The organism is Streptomyces colwelliae (assembly GCF_048158785.1).
GTDB lineage: Bacteria > Actinomycetota > Actinomycetes > Streptomycetales > Streptomycetaceae > Streptomyces.
In genome coordinates this window covers 1-14,436 of the sequence record NZ_JBLTJC010000076.1, presented here as the reverse complement: position 1 = coordinate 14,436, position 14,436 = coordinate 1, and the positions used below count along the sequence as shown (strand labels likewise).

Genomic DNA, 14,436 nt, shown 5'->3' with positions numbered 1-14,436 from the left:
TTCGGTCAGGCCTCCGTTCCACCGGTAGAAGAGGGCGCAGCCTCGACCGGAGCGGCAGCCGCCGGAGCCTCGGCCTTGGGGGCCTCGGCAGCGGGAGCGGCCTGCTGCGGCTTGCGGCCACGGCCGCCACGCTCGCCACCGCGGCCACCGCCGCGGGCCGGGCGGTCGCCGCCCGGGCCGCCACCGCGAGCCGGGCGGTTACCCGCACGGGCAGCGGCGTTCTCGGCGCGGACCTCGGCGATGTTCTTGACGTCGCCCTTGTAGATCCAGACCTTCACACCGATACGGCCGAAGGTCGTCTTGGCCTCGAAGAAGCCGTAGTCCACGTTCGCGCGGAGCGTGTGCAGGGGCACGCGGCCCTCGCGGTAGAACTCCGAGCGGGACATCTCGGCGCCACCGAGGCGACCGCCGCACTGGATCTTGATGCCCTTGGCGCCGGCCTTCATGGCGGACTGCATGCTCTTACGCATGGCCCGACGGAAGGAGACGCGGGAGGAGAGCTGCTCGGCGACGGCCTGCGCGACCAGCTGGGCATCCGTCTCGGGGTTCTTGACCTCGAGGATGTTCAGCTGGACCTGCTTGCCCGTGAGCTTCTCGAGGTCGCCGCGGATGCGGTCGGCCTCGGCGCCACGGCGGCCGATGACGATGCCCGGACGAGCGGTGTGGATGTCCACCCGCACGCGGTCACGGGTGCGCTCGATCTCAACCTTCGAGATGCCGGCGCGCTCCATGCCGGACGTCATCATCCGACGGATGGCGACGTCTTCCTTGACGTAGTCCTTGTACAGCTTGTCGGCGTACCACCGGGACTTGAAGTCCGTGGTGATGCCGAGCCGGAACCCGTGCGGGTTAACCTTCTGGCCCATTACCGGGTTCCTTCCTTGCTGCTGACGACCACGGTGATGTGGCTGGTCCGCTTGCGGATCCGGTAGGCACGGCCCTGGGCACGCGGCCGGAACCGCTTCAGGGTCGGACCCTCGTCGACGTAGGCCTCGGAGATGACGAGGCTGCCGGCGTCGGTGTGGTCGTAGTTGTGTGCGGCGTTGGCAATGGCGCTGTCAAGCACCTTGCCGACCGGCACGCTCGCGGCCTGCGGGGCGAAACGCAGGACCGCCTGAGCCTCCGTGGCGTCCATGCCACGGATGAGGTCCACCACGCGGCGGGCCTTCATGGGCGTGACGCGGATGTACCGCGCCTGGGCCCTGGCTTCCATGGTTGTCCCTTCAGTGTTTGTCATGGTCGGTCACCCCGCGCTAGCGGCGCTTCGACTTCCGGTCGTCCTTGACGTGACCCCGGAAGGTGCGCGTCGGCGAGAACTCGCCGAGCTTGTGGCCGACCATCGACTCGGTGACAAACACCGGGATGTGGGTCTTGCCGTTGTGCACCGCGATCGTGTGGCCGAGCATGGCCGGGACGATCATCGAGCGGCGGGACCAGGTCTTGATGACGTTCTTGGAGCCGGCCTCGTTCTGTACGTCCACCTTCTTGATGAGGTGGCCGTCGACGAAGGGCCCCTTCTTGAGACTGCGCGGCATCTAAACCCGCTCCTAGCGCTTCTTGTTCGTCTTGCGGCGGCGGACGATGTACTTGCTCGATGCCTTCTTCGGCGAGCGAGTACGACCCTCCTTCTGACCCCACGGGGAGACCGGGTGGCGACCACCGGAGGTCTTGCCCTCACCACCACCGTGCGGGTGGTCGACCGGGTTCATCGCAACACCGCGGACGGACGGGCGAACGCCCAGCCAGCGCTTACGGCCGGCCTTGCCCCAGTTGATGTTGCTCTGCTCGGCGTTGCCGACCTCGCCGACCGTGGCGCGGCAGCGCTGGTCGACCAGACGGATCTCGCCGGACGGCATACGAAGGTGGGCCATCGTGCCCTCCTTCGCCAGCAGCTGCACGGAGGCACCGGCGGAGCGGGCGAACTTGGCGCCGCCACCGGGACGGAGCTCGATCGCGTGGATCGTGGTACCGACCGGGATGTTGCGGAGCGCCAGGTTGTTGCCCGGCTTGATGTCGGCCCCGGGACCGTTCTCGACACGGTCGCCCTGCGACAGGTTGCGGGGGGCGAGGATGTAGCGCTTCTCGCCGTCCGCGTAGTGCAGCAGCGCGATGCGCGCGGTGCGGTTGGGGTCGTACTCGATGTGCGCGACCTTCGCCGGCACGCCGTCCTTGTCATGGCGACGGAAGTCGATGACGCGGTAGGCGCGCTTGTGTCCGCCACCCTGGTGGCGAACGGTCACACGACCGGAATTGTTACGGCCGCCCTTGCTGTGCAGCGGGCGAACCAGCGACTTCTCCGGCGTGGACCGCGTGACCTCGACGAAGTCGGCGACGCTGGAGCCACGGCGGCCCGGCGTAGTCGGCTTGTACTTGCGGATTCCCATTTCTCAGTCCTCGTCCGATATCGGACGATCCGACCCGCTTACGCGGCCGGACCGCCGAAGATGTCGATACGGTCGCCCTCAGCGAGGGTCACGATCGCGCGCTTGGAGCCCGCGCGCTGACCGAAACCGGTCTTGGTGCGCTTGCGCTTGCCCTGGCGGTTGATCGTGTTGACCCCGGTGACCTTGACCGAGAAGACCGCCTGGACGGCCTGCTTGATCTGGGTCTTGTTGGCGCCCGGGGCCACGATGAAGGTGTACTTGCCCTCGTCGAGGAGCGCGTAGCTCTTCTCCGAGACGACCGGCTTCAGCAGCACGTCACGGGGGTCCGTGAACGACTTGCTGATCGGCGTCTCGACGGTGTTCTTGCCCTCGGTCTCGTGCCGCTTCGCCTTGGCGATGCGGGCGACCTTCTTGGCCTTGGCGGCCTTCGAGGCGATGCTCGGGTGACGCGTAGCCATCAGGCTTCGCTCCCTTCGGTGTCAGCGGCCTGGGGGCCAGACACGAAGGACTCGAAAGCGGCCTGGGTGAAGACCACGTCGTCCGAGACGAGAACGTCGTACGTGTTCAGCTGGCCCGGCTCCAGGATGTGGACCTGGGGCAGGTTGCGCGCGGAAAGCAGCGCGGCCTCGTCGGAGCGCTCGATGACCAGGAGCACGTTCTTGCGCTCACTGACCTTGCCGAGGAAGCTCTTGGCGGCCTTGGTGGAGGGGGTCTCGCCCTCGATCACGCCGGTGATGACGTGGATGCGAGCGTTGCGGGCCCGGTCGGTGAGGGCGTGGCGCAGGGCCGCGGCCTTCATCTTCTTCGGGGTCCGCTGCGAGTAGTCGCGCGGCGTCGGGCCGTGCACGACGCCACCGCCGGCGAACTGCGGGGCGCGGGTCGAACCCTGACGGGCGCGGCCGGTGCCCTTCTGGCGGTACGGCTTCTTACCGCCACCGCGGACCTCGCCACGACGCTTGACCTTGTGCGTGCCCTGACGGGCGGCGGCCAGCTGTGCGACGACGACCTGGTGAAGCAGCGGGATGCTGATCTTCTCTACGTCGAAGATCTCGGCCGGGAGCTCTACAGTCCCGGCGGTGTCGCCGGAGGGCGACTGAATGTCAATGGTGCTCATAGTCCTCAGGCCCCCTTGGCCGCGGTACGGACCAGGACGAGGCCGCCGTTCGGACCCGGGATGGCTCCCTTGATGAGGAGCAGTCCCTTCTCCGCGTCAACAGCGTGAACGGTCAGGTTCTGGGTGGTGACCCGCTCGTTGCCCATGCGGCCCGCCATGCGGACGCCCTTGAACACACGGCCCGGGGTGGCACAGCCACCGATGGAGCCGGGAGAGCGGTGCTTGCGCTGGACACCGTGGCCGGCGCCGAGGCCCTTGAAGTTGTGACGCTTCATGACACCGGCGAAGCCCTTGCCCTTGCTCTTGCCGGTCACGTCGACCTTGACGCCGGCCTCGAACACCTCAGCGGTGATCTCCTGGCCGAGCGTGTACTCGGAGGCGCCCGCGGTGCGGATCTCGACGAGGTGGCGACGCGGCGTGACATCGGCCTTGGCGAAGTGACCCTTGAGGGGCTTGTTCACCTTGCGCGGGTCGATCTCGCCGAAGGCGATCTGGACCGACTCGTAGCCGTCACTGTCGTTCGTACGGACCTGGGTCACGACGTTGGGGCCGGCCTTGACGACGGTCACGGGAACAACACGGTTGTTCTCGTCCCAAACCTGCGTCATGCCGAGCTTCTCGCCCAGGATGCCCTTGATCTGCTTAGCCATCTTCAGCTCACCGGCCCCTAGAGCTTGATCTCGATGTCGACACCGGCCGGGAGGTCGAGTCGCATCAGAGAGTCAACGGTCTTGGGGGTGGGGTCGAGGATGTCGATCAGGCGCTTGTGCGTGCGCATCTCGAAGTGCTCGCGCGAGTCCTTGTACTTGTGCGGCGACTTGATGACGCAGTACACGTTCTTCTCAGTGGGCAGCGGCACCGGGCCCGCGACCGACGCACCAGTGCGCGTCACCGTCTCGACGATCTTCTTCGCCGAGGAGTCGATGACCTCGTGGTCGTAGGCCTTGAGCCGGATGCGGATCTTCTGTCCCGCCATGGCTACTCAGTAGTCCTGTCTCTAGTAACGCTCTGCACCCCGGTAAGCCCTTCTGCTCTCTTACCTCTTCGATTCCTCCGACCCACGCGGTCGGGTGTGTCGCGCTCTCACCGACACAGAAGTCCCAAGGTTCGGAACTTCCCTACTGGGAAAGCACGGCCCTTCCGGAACCGCAAGCCGAGGGCGAAGAAGCCCACCGGGTGCCTGGCCGGCGCCGCACTGACACTTCCCGAAAGATTCCCGTACGTCCGCCCCAGCGCTGCCGTAAGGCAGTTGGGACGACGAGTACCGTGGGACTCGCTTCCGGTCCTCCCGACGGGAGGCGCGCAGCATCAACACTCGACCGAGCAACTCCGACAGTCTGCCATATGGGGCAGCGCCTCCGCCAATCGAGCGGGAGAGAATACCCCGGGAGTGACGTAGGTCAAACGCACGGCCGATCAGACCAGGGTGGTCGGGGCGCCCGCGCTCATGGGCTGCTCCAGGAGCTACACCCCGGTACCCGCCAAGGCCTGCTCCACCGCCTCATCCCTGCCCCGAGGCACCGACCGACCGGAAGCACCGCGAGTACAGGTTCACCTCGATGAGGGGCTCGTTGCCGTCCAGTCCCTTGAGCCAGGTGATCTCGGCCTGGCTGAGCGTCTTCTCGTGGACGACCAGGCTCTGCATGTTCTTGTTGCTGCTGCCGTCGTCGCCGACCTTCTCGATCTTCCAGCCCTGCTTGGGCAGCCCCTGGCGCAGATTGGCCATGCCCTTCTCCATGACGTCGTTCCCCACCCCGTACGCCGACCAGGGGTGCCGGATCCAGTTCAACTCCCCCGAGTCACCGCCACCGGACTCACAGGGCTGAATGTTCGGGCCCGGTTCGGTGACCTTGCTCTTGATGGCCATGACGTCGAAGATCTGGCTGGACAGCCCGGAGATTTCGGAGTTGACCGTCGCGGTGGGCCGGGACTGCGGTTCGTGGTCCGCCCTGTTCTCGCTCCCCGGCGAAGAGGAACAGGCTGTCGCCAGCACGAGGGTGGACGCGGCGATCAGTTTGTCGAGAAGGTCCACGGGTTCTCTCCGCCTACGCCTCGGACGGCATGCTGAAGGTGGCCGAAAGGCCGGAGTTCGACTTGCAGTCGAGCAGGCTCGCGAGAGTGCGGCTCGAGTCATGCAGGATGTGCAGATTGTCCTTGCGTGCCGCGTCGGCTGATTCGCTCGCCTCGTACCGGATCCGCACTTCTCCCCGTATCAGAACGGTCGTTCCTGCACCCCCGCCGAACTTGCCGCTGCTGCACTCGAAATAGAGAACTCCGACTTTGACACCGGCGAGGGCCGTCTTCCCCATTCGGTATTCTTTGAAGATCTCGGCAGCCTTGCCTTTTTCCGGGGTGGATTGAGGCAGGTAGTAGCTGACCATCACCGAATCCAGTCCCGACGAGCCTTTGTAGGCTCCGCAGAAGGCGATACTGCTGAGATCGCCGACCCCTCCGACCTCGTACCGTGCGACCAGCTGCTCAGCGGTCCGTTGCGGATCTCCGATGAAGGAAGTCTTCGCGGAGACGGGCATACCGGCCACCCGCTTCATGGCCTTCTTGACCGGGGCACCCAAAGACTGGTCGCAGGATCCGCTCGCCGGGCTCCGACTCGCCGAGTCCGCGGCCTTCGATCCCCCGCTTTGGCAGCTCGCCGTGGTGAGAGCTACAGCGATCAGAACCGGCGTGATCTTCACGCACTTCATCAGCAATACCATTCGTCCATCGGGAAGCGCACCCCGGGATCTTCAGAAGCGTTCGACCTCTTCGCCGTCCGGGACCTTGTAGCAACCGGACACGACGGTCAGGTCCAGAATCGGCGGGTCGTACTTCGACCTTTTAACGATGTTTACGCCGACCTTCTTCTTGTCGTTGTCAGCGGTCATTTTGATGTTCTTGTTCTTACTGGTGTCCGGCCCGTATTCGACGATCTTCCAACCGTGCTTCGGCAGTTCCGTCTTGAGTCGCTCCATCGCTTCGTCGATATCGCTTGCCGAGGCGGGCGTAAAGCTCCACGGGTGGAAGATACGGAAGTACGTCTTCGTGTCCTTGCCCGAGCAGTCCATGACTCCCGGACGGCTGTCGGACGTTTTCCCCTTGACACCGATCAGGTCGTATATACCGCTGGACACCTTTTCCATCGCGTCGGAGGCGTCACGTGACGTGCTCGTACCAGCGGACGGAGTTTCGTCGGAGTCGTTGTCAGTCATGCTGCATCCCGTGAGGGTAGTGAGTGCAAGGGGTACGGTGAACGCCAAGGTGATCAGTTTGGTCTTCACGTCAGGGGCCTTCTTCGTCGGGCTGGGCTGCGGGCTTTCTTACTTCACGTGCGCCCAGGGGTCGGGCGGCGGCTTCAGTTCCACCTCATCGCCCTTCCCGACGACCACCAGGGCTTGGTTCATCAGACTCTGGGAGTTCTCATTCCAGTAACCGCTGTGCCCTTCGGTGTCGGTGGTCAGTTGGTTGGCGCCGAATCCCGGGTCACTGGGGATGATGAAGCGGTCCCCGCCGTGGCCCCAACGGCCGAGATCCGGCACCGCGTCTCCGTCGGCCTCCTCGTTCCACACATGCCCCTTGGGCACGTCCATCGCATCGGCGTCGGACACCTTGACGCCGGGGCTGCCGGCGAGCACGACGTCATCGGCGTTGAGATGCCCCGTTTCGGCCGCCGCGCCGACCAGGGTCGTTCCGTACGAATGCGCAATCACTGTGGTGTGCGCCGGTGAATCTCCGGAATGCGACACGTCGAGTCCGTCCATGAAATTACGGAATGCTGGTGCCCCGTCGGATGCGTAGTGTTCGAACGGTGCGTCTTTGACGACGCTGTCAGGTGCGTCGTAGCCGAGCCAGGTGATCGTGGAAACGGATTTCCCGGCAGCTTTGACATCGGCTGCGTGCCAGACATTGACCATCCGGTTGATGTTGCCTTCGATACTGCCCAGATCCGCCGTCGTACCCGGAACATATACCGCCGTGTGATCCGCGGTGTCAGGATTTCCGTTGGCGACGATCGCGCGGCCGTCTCCTTCGGTGCTGAATCCCAGCAGGTAGGCATCTGGAAGTCCGTTGGTACCGGTCGCGTCGAAGCGCGTCTGAATCGCATTCATGCCGTCGAGGGATTTGTGGGCGGACTTTCTGGACTCTTCCCAGTCCTTCCACTCCTGCGTCTCCACGCTGATGCTCTTCATGATGGTCCCCGTGTAGGGATCGATGTAGGGCTGATAGCGCGGCGAGGGTTCAGGGTGCTGATTCAGCCAGGTGTCGTACTCGCCCTGCGCGACACCGTGCGCCTCGGCGAGCACGATCCGGTTCGCCTCGTCCCGGACCGTGGCAGGCAACCCGTCGATCGCGCCCACACTGTCGGGCCGCATGGAGATCCACGCGGCCTGCTCCTCCGCGGTGAGCCCCTTCCACCACTCCGCGTTGTCCTTCGTACTGCCGTTCTTGGGCGGCTGGGGCAGGGAGTCGAGGTACTTCTTGCCCGCCTCGGTCACGCCCTTCGTGTCCGAGGACGCGTCGGCCCAGTCCTTGTCGGACACGGTCAGATCGTCGTCGGCCTTCAACGCCCTCAGCTTCGGGGCCCACTTCTCGTCCGTCTCCGTAGCTTCCTTGAGGGCACCGGCGATCTGGTCCGCGTAGTCCTGTGCAAGACGGTGATGAGGGTTGGGGTCGAAGTTGGCCGCCTGGCGGGCGACCGCGGAGGCCGTACCGTCCGTGAGGCCGTTGACCGTACCGCCGTCGGGGATCTTGCCGTCCTCGCTCTTCTGCCCGCCCGGTGGATAGCTGATGGAACCGTCGGAGTTCACCGTGAGCTTCGCCGCCGCCGCACCGTCAAGCGCGGCGTCGAGCTTCGCCTTGGCTGCTCCCACCTCGTACGAGAACGCCTCGAGCGCCGTACTGACAAGACCGCACTCGACCTGGATGTAGTGGAAGTTCTTGCCCAGCTCCATCAGCTGTTTGACCGCCGCGGTCGCGGCTTCGCCCTTCAGCGAGTTCCTCATGGCTACGGCGATCTGGTTCTCGATGCGGTCCTTGACCGCGCTCGCCATGTCGGAGGTGCTGCGGTATCCGTCGGCCGCCTCCGAGTACTCGGTCGGCTTCAGAGCTTTGAGGGGCGCGAGTTCCATGACGACGCGTCACTGCCCCTTGTCCTGGCCACCGACAGCCGGGGTGTCCGAGTACTCGACCTCCAGGTTGCCCACCTCGGCCTTGACCGCCTCATCGGTCTTCAGCTGTTCGTTGCCCGCCTTCTCCAGCAACCCCGAGAGCTTCCCGCAACGCGCGCTGACGTTCTTGACGTAGGTTTCCGGTTTCCCACGAGTCGTGGACCTCCTTCTGAGCCGCTGCGGTCACACAGCCGGAGTCTTTGCCGAGACCCTTCTGCCCGTCCGTCAGCTTCCCGAACGCCTTGCTGATGTCCTCACGGAGCGAGCCGACGTCGTCGCCCGCCTTGGCCCAGTCGCGCCGGTTCGACACCAGCTGGCCGCCGGAACCACCCGGGTCCATCGGTACGTGGTTCAGCTGCATCCGGGCTGAACTCCGGTCAGCCGCCGCGGTTTTGAGCTGCTCCCACTCCTCCCACGCCATGCGTGGCCCCTCCCCGTGTCACTCGGCATGCCGCCGAGCGGATGCGAACACACGATCGCAACGCTCAACGTTCGAAACGTACCGTAGCGACCCCGCACCACTTGCCTCATCCGCATCGGTCACCACGGCGTATGAGTATCCGTACTCAGCCGGATGCGGGATGCGGGATGAACTCATCTACCGGGTGCGGGAGTTACTCCCGAGCGTCCGCGGGCGGCGGAGGCAGTGCGGCGGATGTCCGACGCCTGCGGATGGCGGAGATGGTGGCTACCGCGATCACGGCACCAAGAACCACGACAACGCCTGTGCCCAGCCCCATCCCGAGGCCGTTGCCCCCGTCCTCATCGGAGGAGACTTCAGTCGCTCCGTTGCCTCTTTTGTATTCTTTGCCTTCTTTATCCCGGGCAGCCGAGTTCTTGGGGGCCACAGCGCCGGAAGACGGTGACGCCGAGTCCTGAAAGTCCGGGAGCGGGTAGGTGCCGGCCGCGCCCGGATCACCGGGATCCTGAAGCGCGATCCGCGGCCGGACGATGCCGTACCCGATCGAGTCGTTGCGCTTCGCGCCGTCCGTGGGGGCGCCGATCGTGTTGAGCAGGACGCGCAGGACCTGGTTGTTGGTCCAGGTGGGGTGCTTGGACCAGATGAGGGCGGCGCTGGCGGAGGCCAGGGCGGTGGCGTCGCTGGTGCCGTGGCTCCTGCAGAGGCCCGTCTCGCCTCCGCAGGCGTGGACCATGTCCTCACCCGGGGCCGCCATGTCGACCTGCGAGCCGGATTCGGATTCGGCGGTCCCACGGAGGTTCTTGCCCACCGCCGCCACCCCGACCACACCGGGCGTGGCCGCCGGATACTCGACGGGATTGCCCTTCCCCCCGTCATTTCCTACGGCCGCGAAAACGAGCGAGCCGTGGTCCAGGGCGTATTTCACCGCGGCCGTGAGCTGAGGGCTGTTGAGACGCCCGCCCATGGAAATGTTGATGACCTCGGCTCCGGCGTCCGCCGCATAACGGATCGCCTTGCTGAAGTAGGAAGGCCCGGCGAAGCCATTGGTGTCGCTGTCCGCAGGCATGCGGACGGGCAGGATCTTGGCCCCCGGAGCGAGACCGAACGCGCCGTTGCCCCCGTCGTAGGCGCCAGTTCCTGCGATGAGGCCGGCCATCCCCGTGCCATGGCCGTCGTAGTCCGTGTGCTCGTCACCGGAGCGGCTCGAAGGCGCGAGGTCCTTGCCGTCGAGCACTCGCCCCTTCAAGTCCGGGTTGTCCGGGTCGACTCCGGTGTCGATCACGGCGACCGTGATGCCCTTGCCCGTGCTCGTTCGCCACATGTCCTCCGCGTGCATGGCGTCCAGGTGCCACTGCTGGGAGCGGGTGGAGGCGGCGTGCACCGGAGTGGCCGTAGCGCCGAACAGCAGAAGGCCCGTCACGGCTGAGGCCACGGCGCCGGACGCCCTGCGCCAGCTGTTCCTCGTGGACATGTACTTCCTCTCGTGGCCCTGGCCTCAGTCGGAGGGCGGTGGTTCGCTACGACGGCGAGCCCGCTGTTCCTGTTTCCCCTGTCCAGTACGACCGGTCGGCCGGGCGGCATCGCCGGGTACTCCGCCCCGGGGGCCGGCCTCGGTGGGCGTACCTCCGGAGATGCCTCCTCGTGTCGGGGCGGAAGGTACCGGTGCGCCAGGACGGGCCGGAGCACGACCTGTCCGACGCAGAGTGCCGCCGACGACTCCGTTCGACGGAGTGGGAAAGGAACGCCCGGCCGCTGGACCGGCCGGCGCCTGCCTCCCCGGTTCCGCGACGGGCGTCCGGCCGGTCGGACCGCGGCTTCCCGCCCGCTCTCCGCCGACGACCGTGCTGCCGGGCGACCGCCCCGTCGATCTGCTGGTAGCGGGCGTTTCGGTCGGATGCCCGCCGATGATTCCCGAGCCGGCCGGAATGCCACGGCCGGTAAGCAGGCCTCGGCCGGGAACACTACGACCGGATGTCGTGCCGGAACCGCGCAGATCGCGGTTGGCGACCGGACTCGCCTCGCCTACACCCCGGCCGGTGACGGAACCTGTGGTGCCCTGCCCGAGCGGACCGGCCGCACGCCCGCCGACAGCAGATCTGCCCGGCCCACCGAATCCGACGGGCCCGCGCGAAGCAACACCCTCGATCGGTTCGGCGGCACCACCTGCTGACGGAAGCACACTCGCCTCCGGACGGACCGGCGCCGGCGCCCCGCCCGTCATGCTCGTGGCGGTTTGAGATGTATCGGTGAGAGAGCCCACCGAGTCGATGCCCACCCGCGTGGAGCGCTCTCTGTCCTCCAGGGCCGGGCGATCGGCCGACGTCTGCCCGACGGCGATCGTCTTGGCCTCGGACTGGTCGGGATGAGCGGCACGCGTACGTGTGACGCCGTCGGCGCCAACCGGACCGGACACCGTGGCGCGCCCACCCGCCCTGTGGGAACTCGCATCCTCAGAGCGAGCCAGGTCGTCCGACGACCCGTACTTCTCCGGCGGTCGGATCGCATCCGGCGGCGGCGGAAAAGCCGGCCGCTCCAACCCGTCCATCTGCGTGGCCGCCAACCGATACGACTGCCCCAGCTTGAGCATCTGGAGTGCGGCCTCCTGGCGGACCTTCTCCTTGTTCGCGGCGAGGGCGGCGAGTTCGGTCGCGGACTTGGTGGTGACGGCCGTGGCCGCCGTGGCGTCCGGGTCGTTGTGGGCCAGGGTCGCCGCGGCAAGGTTCGCCCGTGCGCTCTTCGTGTCGCGCGGGATCGAGGCCTGTGCGTGGGCGATCGCGTCGGACGCCTGGCCCAGCCACTTCGCCGCGTTGTCGCCGAAGTCGCCCAGGCGCAGGGTGGAGTTGGCGAGGTCGGCGGCCCAACCGCGGAAGGCGTCCGCGCCCTCGCCCTTCCATTCCACGTACTGCGGGCGGATCTTGAGCTCTTCGCCGATCTTGTGGATCTCCTCGGCGGCCGCGGTCAGGCGGTCGGCGGCGAACCGCACCATTCCCGAGTTCGCCTGGTCGAGCCACGCGAGCATCTGCTCGTGGCTCATGTCCTCGAAGGGCGTACTGCCGGTTCCGGACGCTACGGCGGACATCAGATCGTGCCTCCCGCGTCGCCTCCGGTGACGGCGTGAGGCTTCTTCGGGAGCCGGGGGTCGTAGGCGCCGCCGTAGTGCTTCGTCGTCTCCGCGCTGATCGCGGTCATACGGTCGCGGAGGTCAAGGTCGATGTTCTGGTAGCCCTTGTGCGAGGCCAGCACCGCGATGTTCATGCCCTCCATCGAGTCGGAGAGCAGCGTCGAGAGTGTTTCGAGTTCGCCGACCACCGTCTCGTACGCCGTGAACAGCCCTGCCGCTTCGGACCATTGGCGGCCACCGCCACCGAACTGATGCCGTACGAGCTGCTCCTGGCCGACCTTTCCCGGGCCGACGTCCGAGCCCTTCAAATCGCGGATCAGCTGGTCGACTCGTTTCTGGAACGCCGTGAAGGACGACAGTTCGGTGGCGACATCGGCGGCGCCCTTCACCGCATCGAACACACCGGACGCCCAAGGCGACGTCCCCGAGCCCGATCCACCGTCGCTCGACAGCACGCTGTCCTCCCCCGTGGATTCCTCAACACCCCAGTACCACCACCCACTTTAGCTACACCTAGTGACAGTCTGAACTCGCTCCGTAGCGCTAAGCGATCAGAATCGGCCACTGTCAGTTGGGGGACGGGACCATCCCGGTGAAGAGGAGAAACGAGAACGCGACGGTGCAGGGTGCGAGGACGGCGAACACCGCGCGCCGGGCGACGTTCTCGTCGGTCTGCGGCAGGCCCCAGCTGACGATCAGCATGACGAGGGACGCGAGAAGCCCCACCTCGAGAAGCGTGAAGGCGGTGTCGAACCTCCGGTCGAAGTGCTCGGCTTCCGCGCCGTTACAGGAGTCGCAGGCCATGGGGGTGAGGCAGCCGATGATGTACGCGAAGAAGGCGGCGGGGACGGTGACGACCGTCGCGATCAGCGGTCCCAGCCATGTAGCGCGTACCGGAGTGCCCTGTGTGATCGACATGCGCCCAGCCAACTGCGGGGCGCGGGGCGGCACATGAGCGCTCGTACTCAGGCCCGGGGGTCTATTGCCCTCACTTGCACCCCAAGGTCTTGAGAGTGGCCGGGAAGTACGCACGCATGAACTTCTCGATGTCCTTGCGGTGGGTGTGGTCCATGAGGCTGATTTGGGGGAGTTGGACGACGAGGGTGAAGTAGTCGCCACCTTCCGTTTTGCAAGGAGTAGTTGAGATCGCGCCATCAGTGCCGACGATCGTCTTGTAGGTGAAGTCGATACTGCGTGGCTCTGTGATACGGGAAATTGTTCCGGGGTCCAACGCGAGGTACATGAGGTCCGTTTCGGAGTCATCCCACGCGAAGCGAAGTTCGAGGACAGGGTCGCTCCCCTCCAAGAGCACACAGGGTGCAGTGATGGCCTTGGAGCGTTCCACTCGATTGAACTCGTGGAAATCATCCGCAGCCTTCACGAACGGCCGGGTGAGGGCTGGATCGATACGCGTACCACAAATCACCCCCGGGACTTCGTGATCGGTGGACGCGCCGCAGGACACCGCAAGGATGGCCAACGACAAAACGGTCAAGCGCATGCGGGCAGTCATCCGGGTTCCTCACCGGACACTCCGACGGCCTGCGCAATTCCGTCACGAGAAGATCTGCTGATCTGCTCCTCGGGGTTGAAGTACGGGCCACCACCCGCCGGATGGGTTTTCTTCCACTCATCCGAGAGAGCCATCAATTGACCGTTCCTCTTGGAATAGGACCGGACGTTTTCATCCGACTGTTCGTCATCGAGTCTCTTCTGTTCGTCCGCCAGCCACTGATCCGTCACATAATCAAACCCCATCTGCACGTCGCCGCTCACCACCGGGATATAACCAATCGCCTTGTCGAAGAACGGCTTCGTCTCAAACTCTGCGACCTTCGGGTCTCCTGCGGCCTGTTGTCGTGCCTCCTCCAGGAACCCGACGGTGCGGCCGGCCCGGATCAGGGAGTCGGGGGAGTTTTCATGGTCGTTGTGAATTCCCGACACCATTGCCTGATTCATCCCGCCGTTCAGCGTGCCATACGCTCCCTCTTCTTTGGACACCTGCTTCGCGACCTCGAAGAGTTGATGCTGATCCAAGGGCGACTTGGCGATGGCGACCTCACTCATGGCCGCATGCACCGTACCCCCATGATTGACAAGCACGTTGGCCATCGGCTCCCGCAACGACGGCGGGAACTCATCCCCGCTGTCCGCCAAATACGTAAGCGCCGACTTGAACACCGCATCGTTCACCGCCCGATCCCCCACCCGAACCCCCTTCGGATCCGCAGGAT

19 protein-coding genes and 1 pseudogene are annotated in these 14,436 nt (G+C 65.8%); all 20 read right to left on the bottom strand.

From position 1 onward, the window contains the following. Window positions 1-5: 5 nt before the first annotated feature. Window positions 6-866 carry a 30S ribosomal protein S3 gene (gene rpsC, locus ACNFOC_RS18105; RefSeq protein WP_033280019.1) on the bottom strand — a complete coding sequence of 287 codons (861 nt, stop codon included), beginning with the start codon at window positions 864-866 and terminating at the stop codon, window positions 6-8. Further along, window positions 866-1,213, bottom strand: coding sequence for a 50S ribosomal protein L22 (rplV, locus tag ACNFOC_RS18100; RefSeq protein WP_006604878.1), 348 nt, complete (start codon window positions 1,211-1,213; stop codon window positions 866-868). The genes rpsC and rplV overlap by 1 nt, the downstream gene beginning before the upstream one ends. A gap of 40 nt (window positions 1,214-1,253) precedes the next feature. Further along, window positions 1,254-1,535 carry a 30S ribosomal protein S19 gene (gene rpsS / locus ACNFOC_RS18095; RefSeq protein WP_019055518.1) on the bottom strand — a complete coding sequence of 94 codons (282 nt, stop codon included), beginning with the start codon at window positions 1,533-1,535 and terminating at the stop codon, window positions 1,254-1,256. A gap of 12 nt (window positions 1,536-1,547) precedes the next feature. Then, the gene (gene rplB / locus ACNFOC_RS18090) at window positions 1,548-2,384 is read right to left on the bottom strand and encodes a 50S ribosomal protein L2 (protein ID WP_327401914.1); all 837 of its coding nucleotides are present in this window, start codon (window positions 2,382-2,384) and stop codon (window positions 1,548-1,550) included. Window positions 2,385-2,422: 38 nt separating this feature from the next. After that, on the bottom strand, window positions 2,423-2,842 hold the full coding sequence (gene rplW, locus ACNFOC_RS18085; RefSeq protein WP_200681734.1) for a 50S ribosomal protein L23: 420 nt from the start codon (window positions 2,840-2,842) through the stop codon (window positions 2,423-2,425). Beyond that, window positions 2,842-3,498, bottom strand: coding sequence for a 50S ribosomal protein L4 (gene rplD, locus ACNFOC_RS18080; RefSeq protein WP_019055515.1), 657 nt, complete (start codon window positions 3,496-3,498; stop codon window positions 2,842-2,844). The genes rplW and rplD overlap by 1 nt, the downstream gene beginning before the upstream one ends. A 5-nt stretch (window positions 3,499-3,503) precedes the next feature. After that, window positions 3,504-4,148: a 50S ribosomal protein L3 gene (rplC, locus tag ACNFOC_RS18075; RefSeq protein ID WP_266861021.1), complete on the bottom strand. Its 645-nt coding sequence runs from the start codon at window positions 4,146-4,148 to the stop codon at window positions 3,504-3,506. 17 nt (window positions 4,149-4,165) lie between these two features. Further along, window positions 4,166-4,474, bottom strand: a complete 309-nt coding sequence (gene rpsJ, locus ACNFOC_RS18070) for a 30S ribosomal protein S10 (RefSeq protein WP_003948644.1) — start codon at window positions 4,472-4,474, stop codon at window positions 4,166-4,168. A gap of 525 nt (window positions 4,475-4,999) precedes the next feature. Then, window positions 5,000-5,530, bottom strand: a complete 531-nt coding sequence (locus ACNFOC_RS18065) for a hypothetical protein (protein WP_416960137.1) — start codon at window positions 5,528-5,530, stop codon at window positions 5,000-5,002. Window positions 5,531-5,543: 13 nt separating this feature from the next. Then, the gene (locus ACNFOC_RS18060) at window positions 5,544-6,212 is read right to left on the bottom strand and encodes a hypothetical protein (protein ID WP_416960136.1); all 669 of its coding nucleotides are present in this window, start codon (window positions 6,210-6,212) and stop codon (window positions 5,544-5,546) included. A gap of 30 nt (window positions 6,213-6,242) precedes the next feature. Continuing rightward, window positions 6,243-6,773: a hypothetical protein gene (locus tag ACNFOC_RS18055; protein WP_416960135.1), complete on the bottom strand. Its 531-nt coding sequence runs from the start codon at window positions 6,771-6,773 to the stop codon at window positions 6,243-6,245. A gap of 39 nt (window positions 6,774-6,812) precedes the next feature. Then, window positions 6,813-8,621: an alpha/beta hydrolase gene (locus ACNFOC_RS18050; RefSeq protein ID WP_416960134.1), complete on the bottom strand. Its 1,809-nt coding sequence runs from the start codon at window positions 8,619-8,621 to the stop codon at window positions 6,813-6,815. A 9-nt stretch (window positions 8,622-8,630) separates the two neighbouring features. Beyond that, a complete protein-coding gene (locus tag ACNFOC_RS18045) occupies window positions 8,631-8,753 on the bottom strand; it encodes a hypothetical protein (RefSeq protein WP_416960133.1) in 123 nt (40 codons plus the stop codon). Then, window positions 8,713-9,081, bottom strand: a complete 369-nt coding sequence (locus ACNFOC_RS18040; protein ID WP_416960132.1) for a hypothetical protein — start codon at window positions 9,079-9,081, stop codon at window positions 8,713-8,715. The genes ACNFOC_RS18045 and ACNFOC_RS18040 overlap by 41 nt, the downstream gene beginning before the upstream one ends. Before the next feature lie 193 nt (window positions 9,082-9,274). After that, window positions 9,275-10,552, bottom strand: coding sequence for a type VII secretion-associated serine protease mycosin (mycP, locus tag ACNFOC_RS18035; protein WP_416960131.1), 1,278 nt, complete (start codon window positions 10,550-10,552; stop codon window positions 9,275-9,277). Window positions 10,553-10,576: 24 nt separating this feature from the next. Beyond that, on the bottom strand, window positions 10,577-12,160 hold the full coding sequence (locus tag ACNFOC_RS18030) for a translation initiation factor IF-2 (protein WP_416960130.1): 1,584 nt from the start codon (window positions 12,158-12,160) through the stop codon (window positions 10,577-10,579). Continuing rightward, the gene (locus ACNFOC_RS18025) at window positions 12,160-12,657 is read right to left on the bottom strand and encodes a hypothetical protein (RefSeq protein WP_416960129.1); all 498 of its coding nucleotides are present in this window, start codon (window positions 12,655-12,657) and stop codon (window positions 12,160-12,162) included. Before ACNFOC_RS18025 ends, ACNFOC_RS18030 begins: the two co-directional genes overlap by 1 nt. A gap of 112 nt (window positions 12,658-12,769) precedes the next feature. Continuing rightward, complete coding sequence (locus ACNFOC_RS18020) at window positions 12,770-13,120, bottom strand: hypothetical protein (RefSeq protein ID WP_416960128.1); 351 nt, start codon at window positions 13,118-13,120, stop codon at window positions 12,770-12,772. 70 nt (window positions 13,121-13,190) lie between these two features. Next, window positions 13,191-13,715, bottom strand: a complete 525-nt coding sequence (locus ACNFOC_RS18015) for a hypothetical protein (RefSeq protein WP_416960127.1) — start codon at window positions 13,713-13,715, stop codon at window positions 13,191-13,193. After that, a pseudogene (locus ACNFOC_RS18010) lies at window positions 13,712-14,436 on the bottom strand (hypothetical protein); the annotation flags it as partial. The gene ACNFOC_RS18015 and the pseudogene ACNFOC_RS18010, both read right to left, overlap by 4 nt.

What these genes read in the sequence shown, in the direction of transcription:
- rpsC (WP_033280019.1), bottom strand. Translation starts at nt 866, where the DNA reads ATGGGCCAGAAGGTTAACCCGCACGGGTTCCGGCTCGGCATCACCACG.
- rplV (WP_006604878.1), bottom strand. Translation starts at nt 1,213, where the DNA reads ATGGAAGCCAGGGCCCAGGCGCGGTACATCCGCGTCACGCCCATGAAG.
- rpsS (WP_019055518.1), bottom strand. Translation starts at nt 1,535, where the DNA reads ATGCCGCGCAGTCTCAAGAAGGGGCCCTTCGTCGACGGCCACCTCATC.
- rplB (WP_327401914.1), bottom strand. Translation starts at nt 2,384, where the DNA reads ATGGGAATCCGCAAGTACAAGCCGACTACGCCGGGCCGCCGTGGCTCC.
- rplW (WP_200681734.1), bottom strand. Translation starts at nt 2,842, where the DNA reads ATGGCTACGCGTCACCCGAGCATCGCCTCGAAGGCCGCCAAGGCCAAG.
- rplD (WP_019055515.1), bottom strand. Translation starts at nt 3,498, where the DNA reads ATGAGCACCATTGACATTCAGTCGCCCTCCGGCGACACCGCCGGGACT.
- rplC (WP_266861021.1), bottom strand. Translation starts at nt 4,148, where the DNA reads ATGGCTAAGCAGATCAAGGGCATCCTGGGCGAGAAGCTCGGCATGACG.
- rpsJ (WP_003948644.1), bottom strand. Translation starts at nt 4,474, where the DNA reads ATGGCGGGACAGAAGATCCGCATCCGGCTCAAGGCCTACGACCACGAG.
- ACNFOC_RS18060 (WP_416960136.1), bottom strand. Translation starts at nt 6,212, where the DNA reads ATGGTATTGCTGATGAAGTGCGTGAAGATCACGCCGGTTCTGATCGCT.
- ACNFOC_RS18050 (WP_416960134.1), bottom strand. Translation starts at nt 8,621, where the DNA reads ATGGAACTCGCGCCCCTCAAAGCTCTGAAGCCGACCGAGTACTCGGAG.
- ACNFOC_RS18040 (WP_416960132.1), bottom strand. Translation starts at nt 9,081, where the DNA reads ATGGCGTGGGAGGAGTGGGAGCAGCTCAAAACCGCGGCGGCTGACCGG.
- mycP (WP_416960131.1), bottom strand. Translation starts at nt 10,552, where the DNA reads ATGTCCACGAGGAACAGCTGGCGCAGGGCGTCCGGCGCCGTGGCCTCA.
- ACNFOC_RS18030 (WP_416960130.1), bottom strand. Translation starts at nt 12,160, where the DNA reads ATGTCCGCCGTAGCGTCCGGAACCGGCAGTACGCCCTTCGAGGACATG.
- ACNFOC_RS18020 (WP_416960128.1), bottom strand. Translation starts at nt 13,120, where the DNA reads ATGTCGATCACACAGGGCACTCCGGTACGCGCTACATGGCTGGGACCG.
- ACNFOC_RS18015 (WP_416960127.1), bottom strand. Translation starts at nt 13,715, where the DNA reads ATGACTGCCCGCATGCGCTTGACCGTTTTGTCGTTGGCCATCCTTGCG.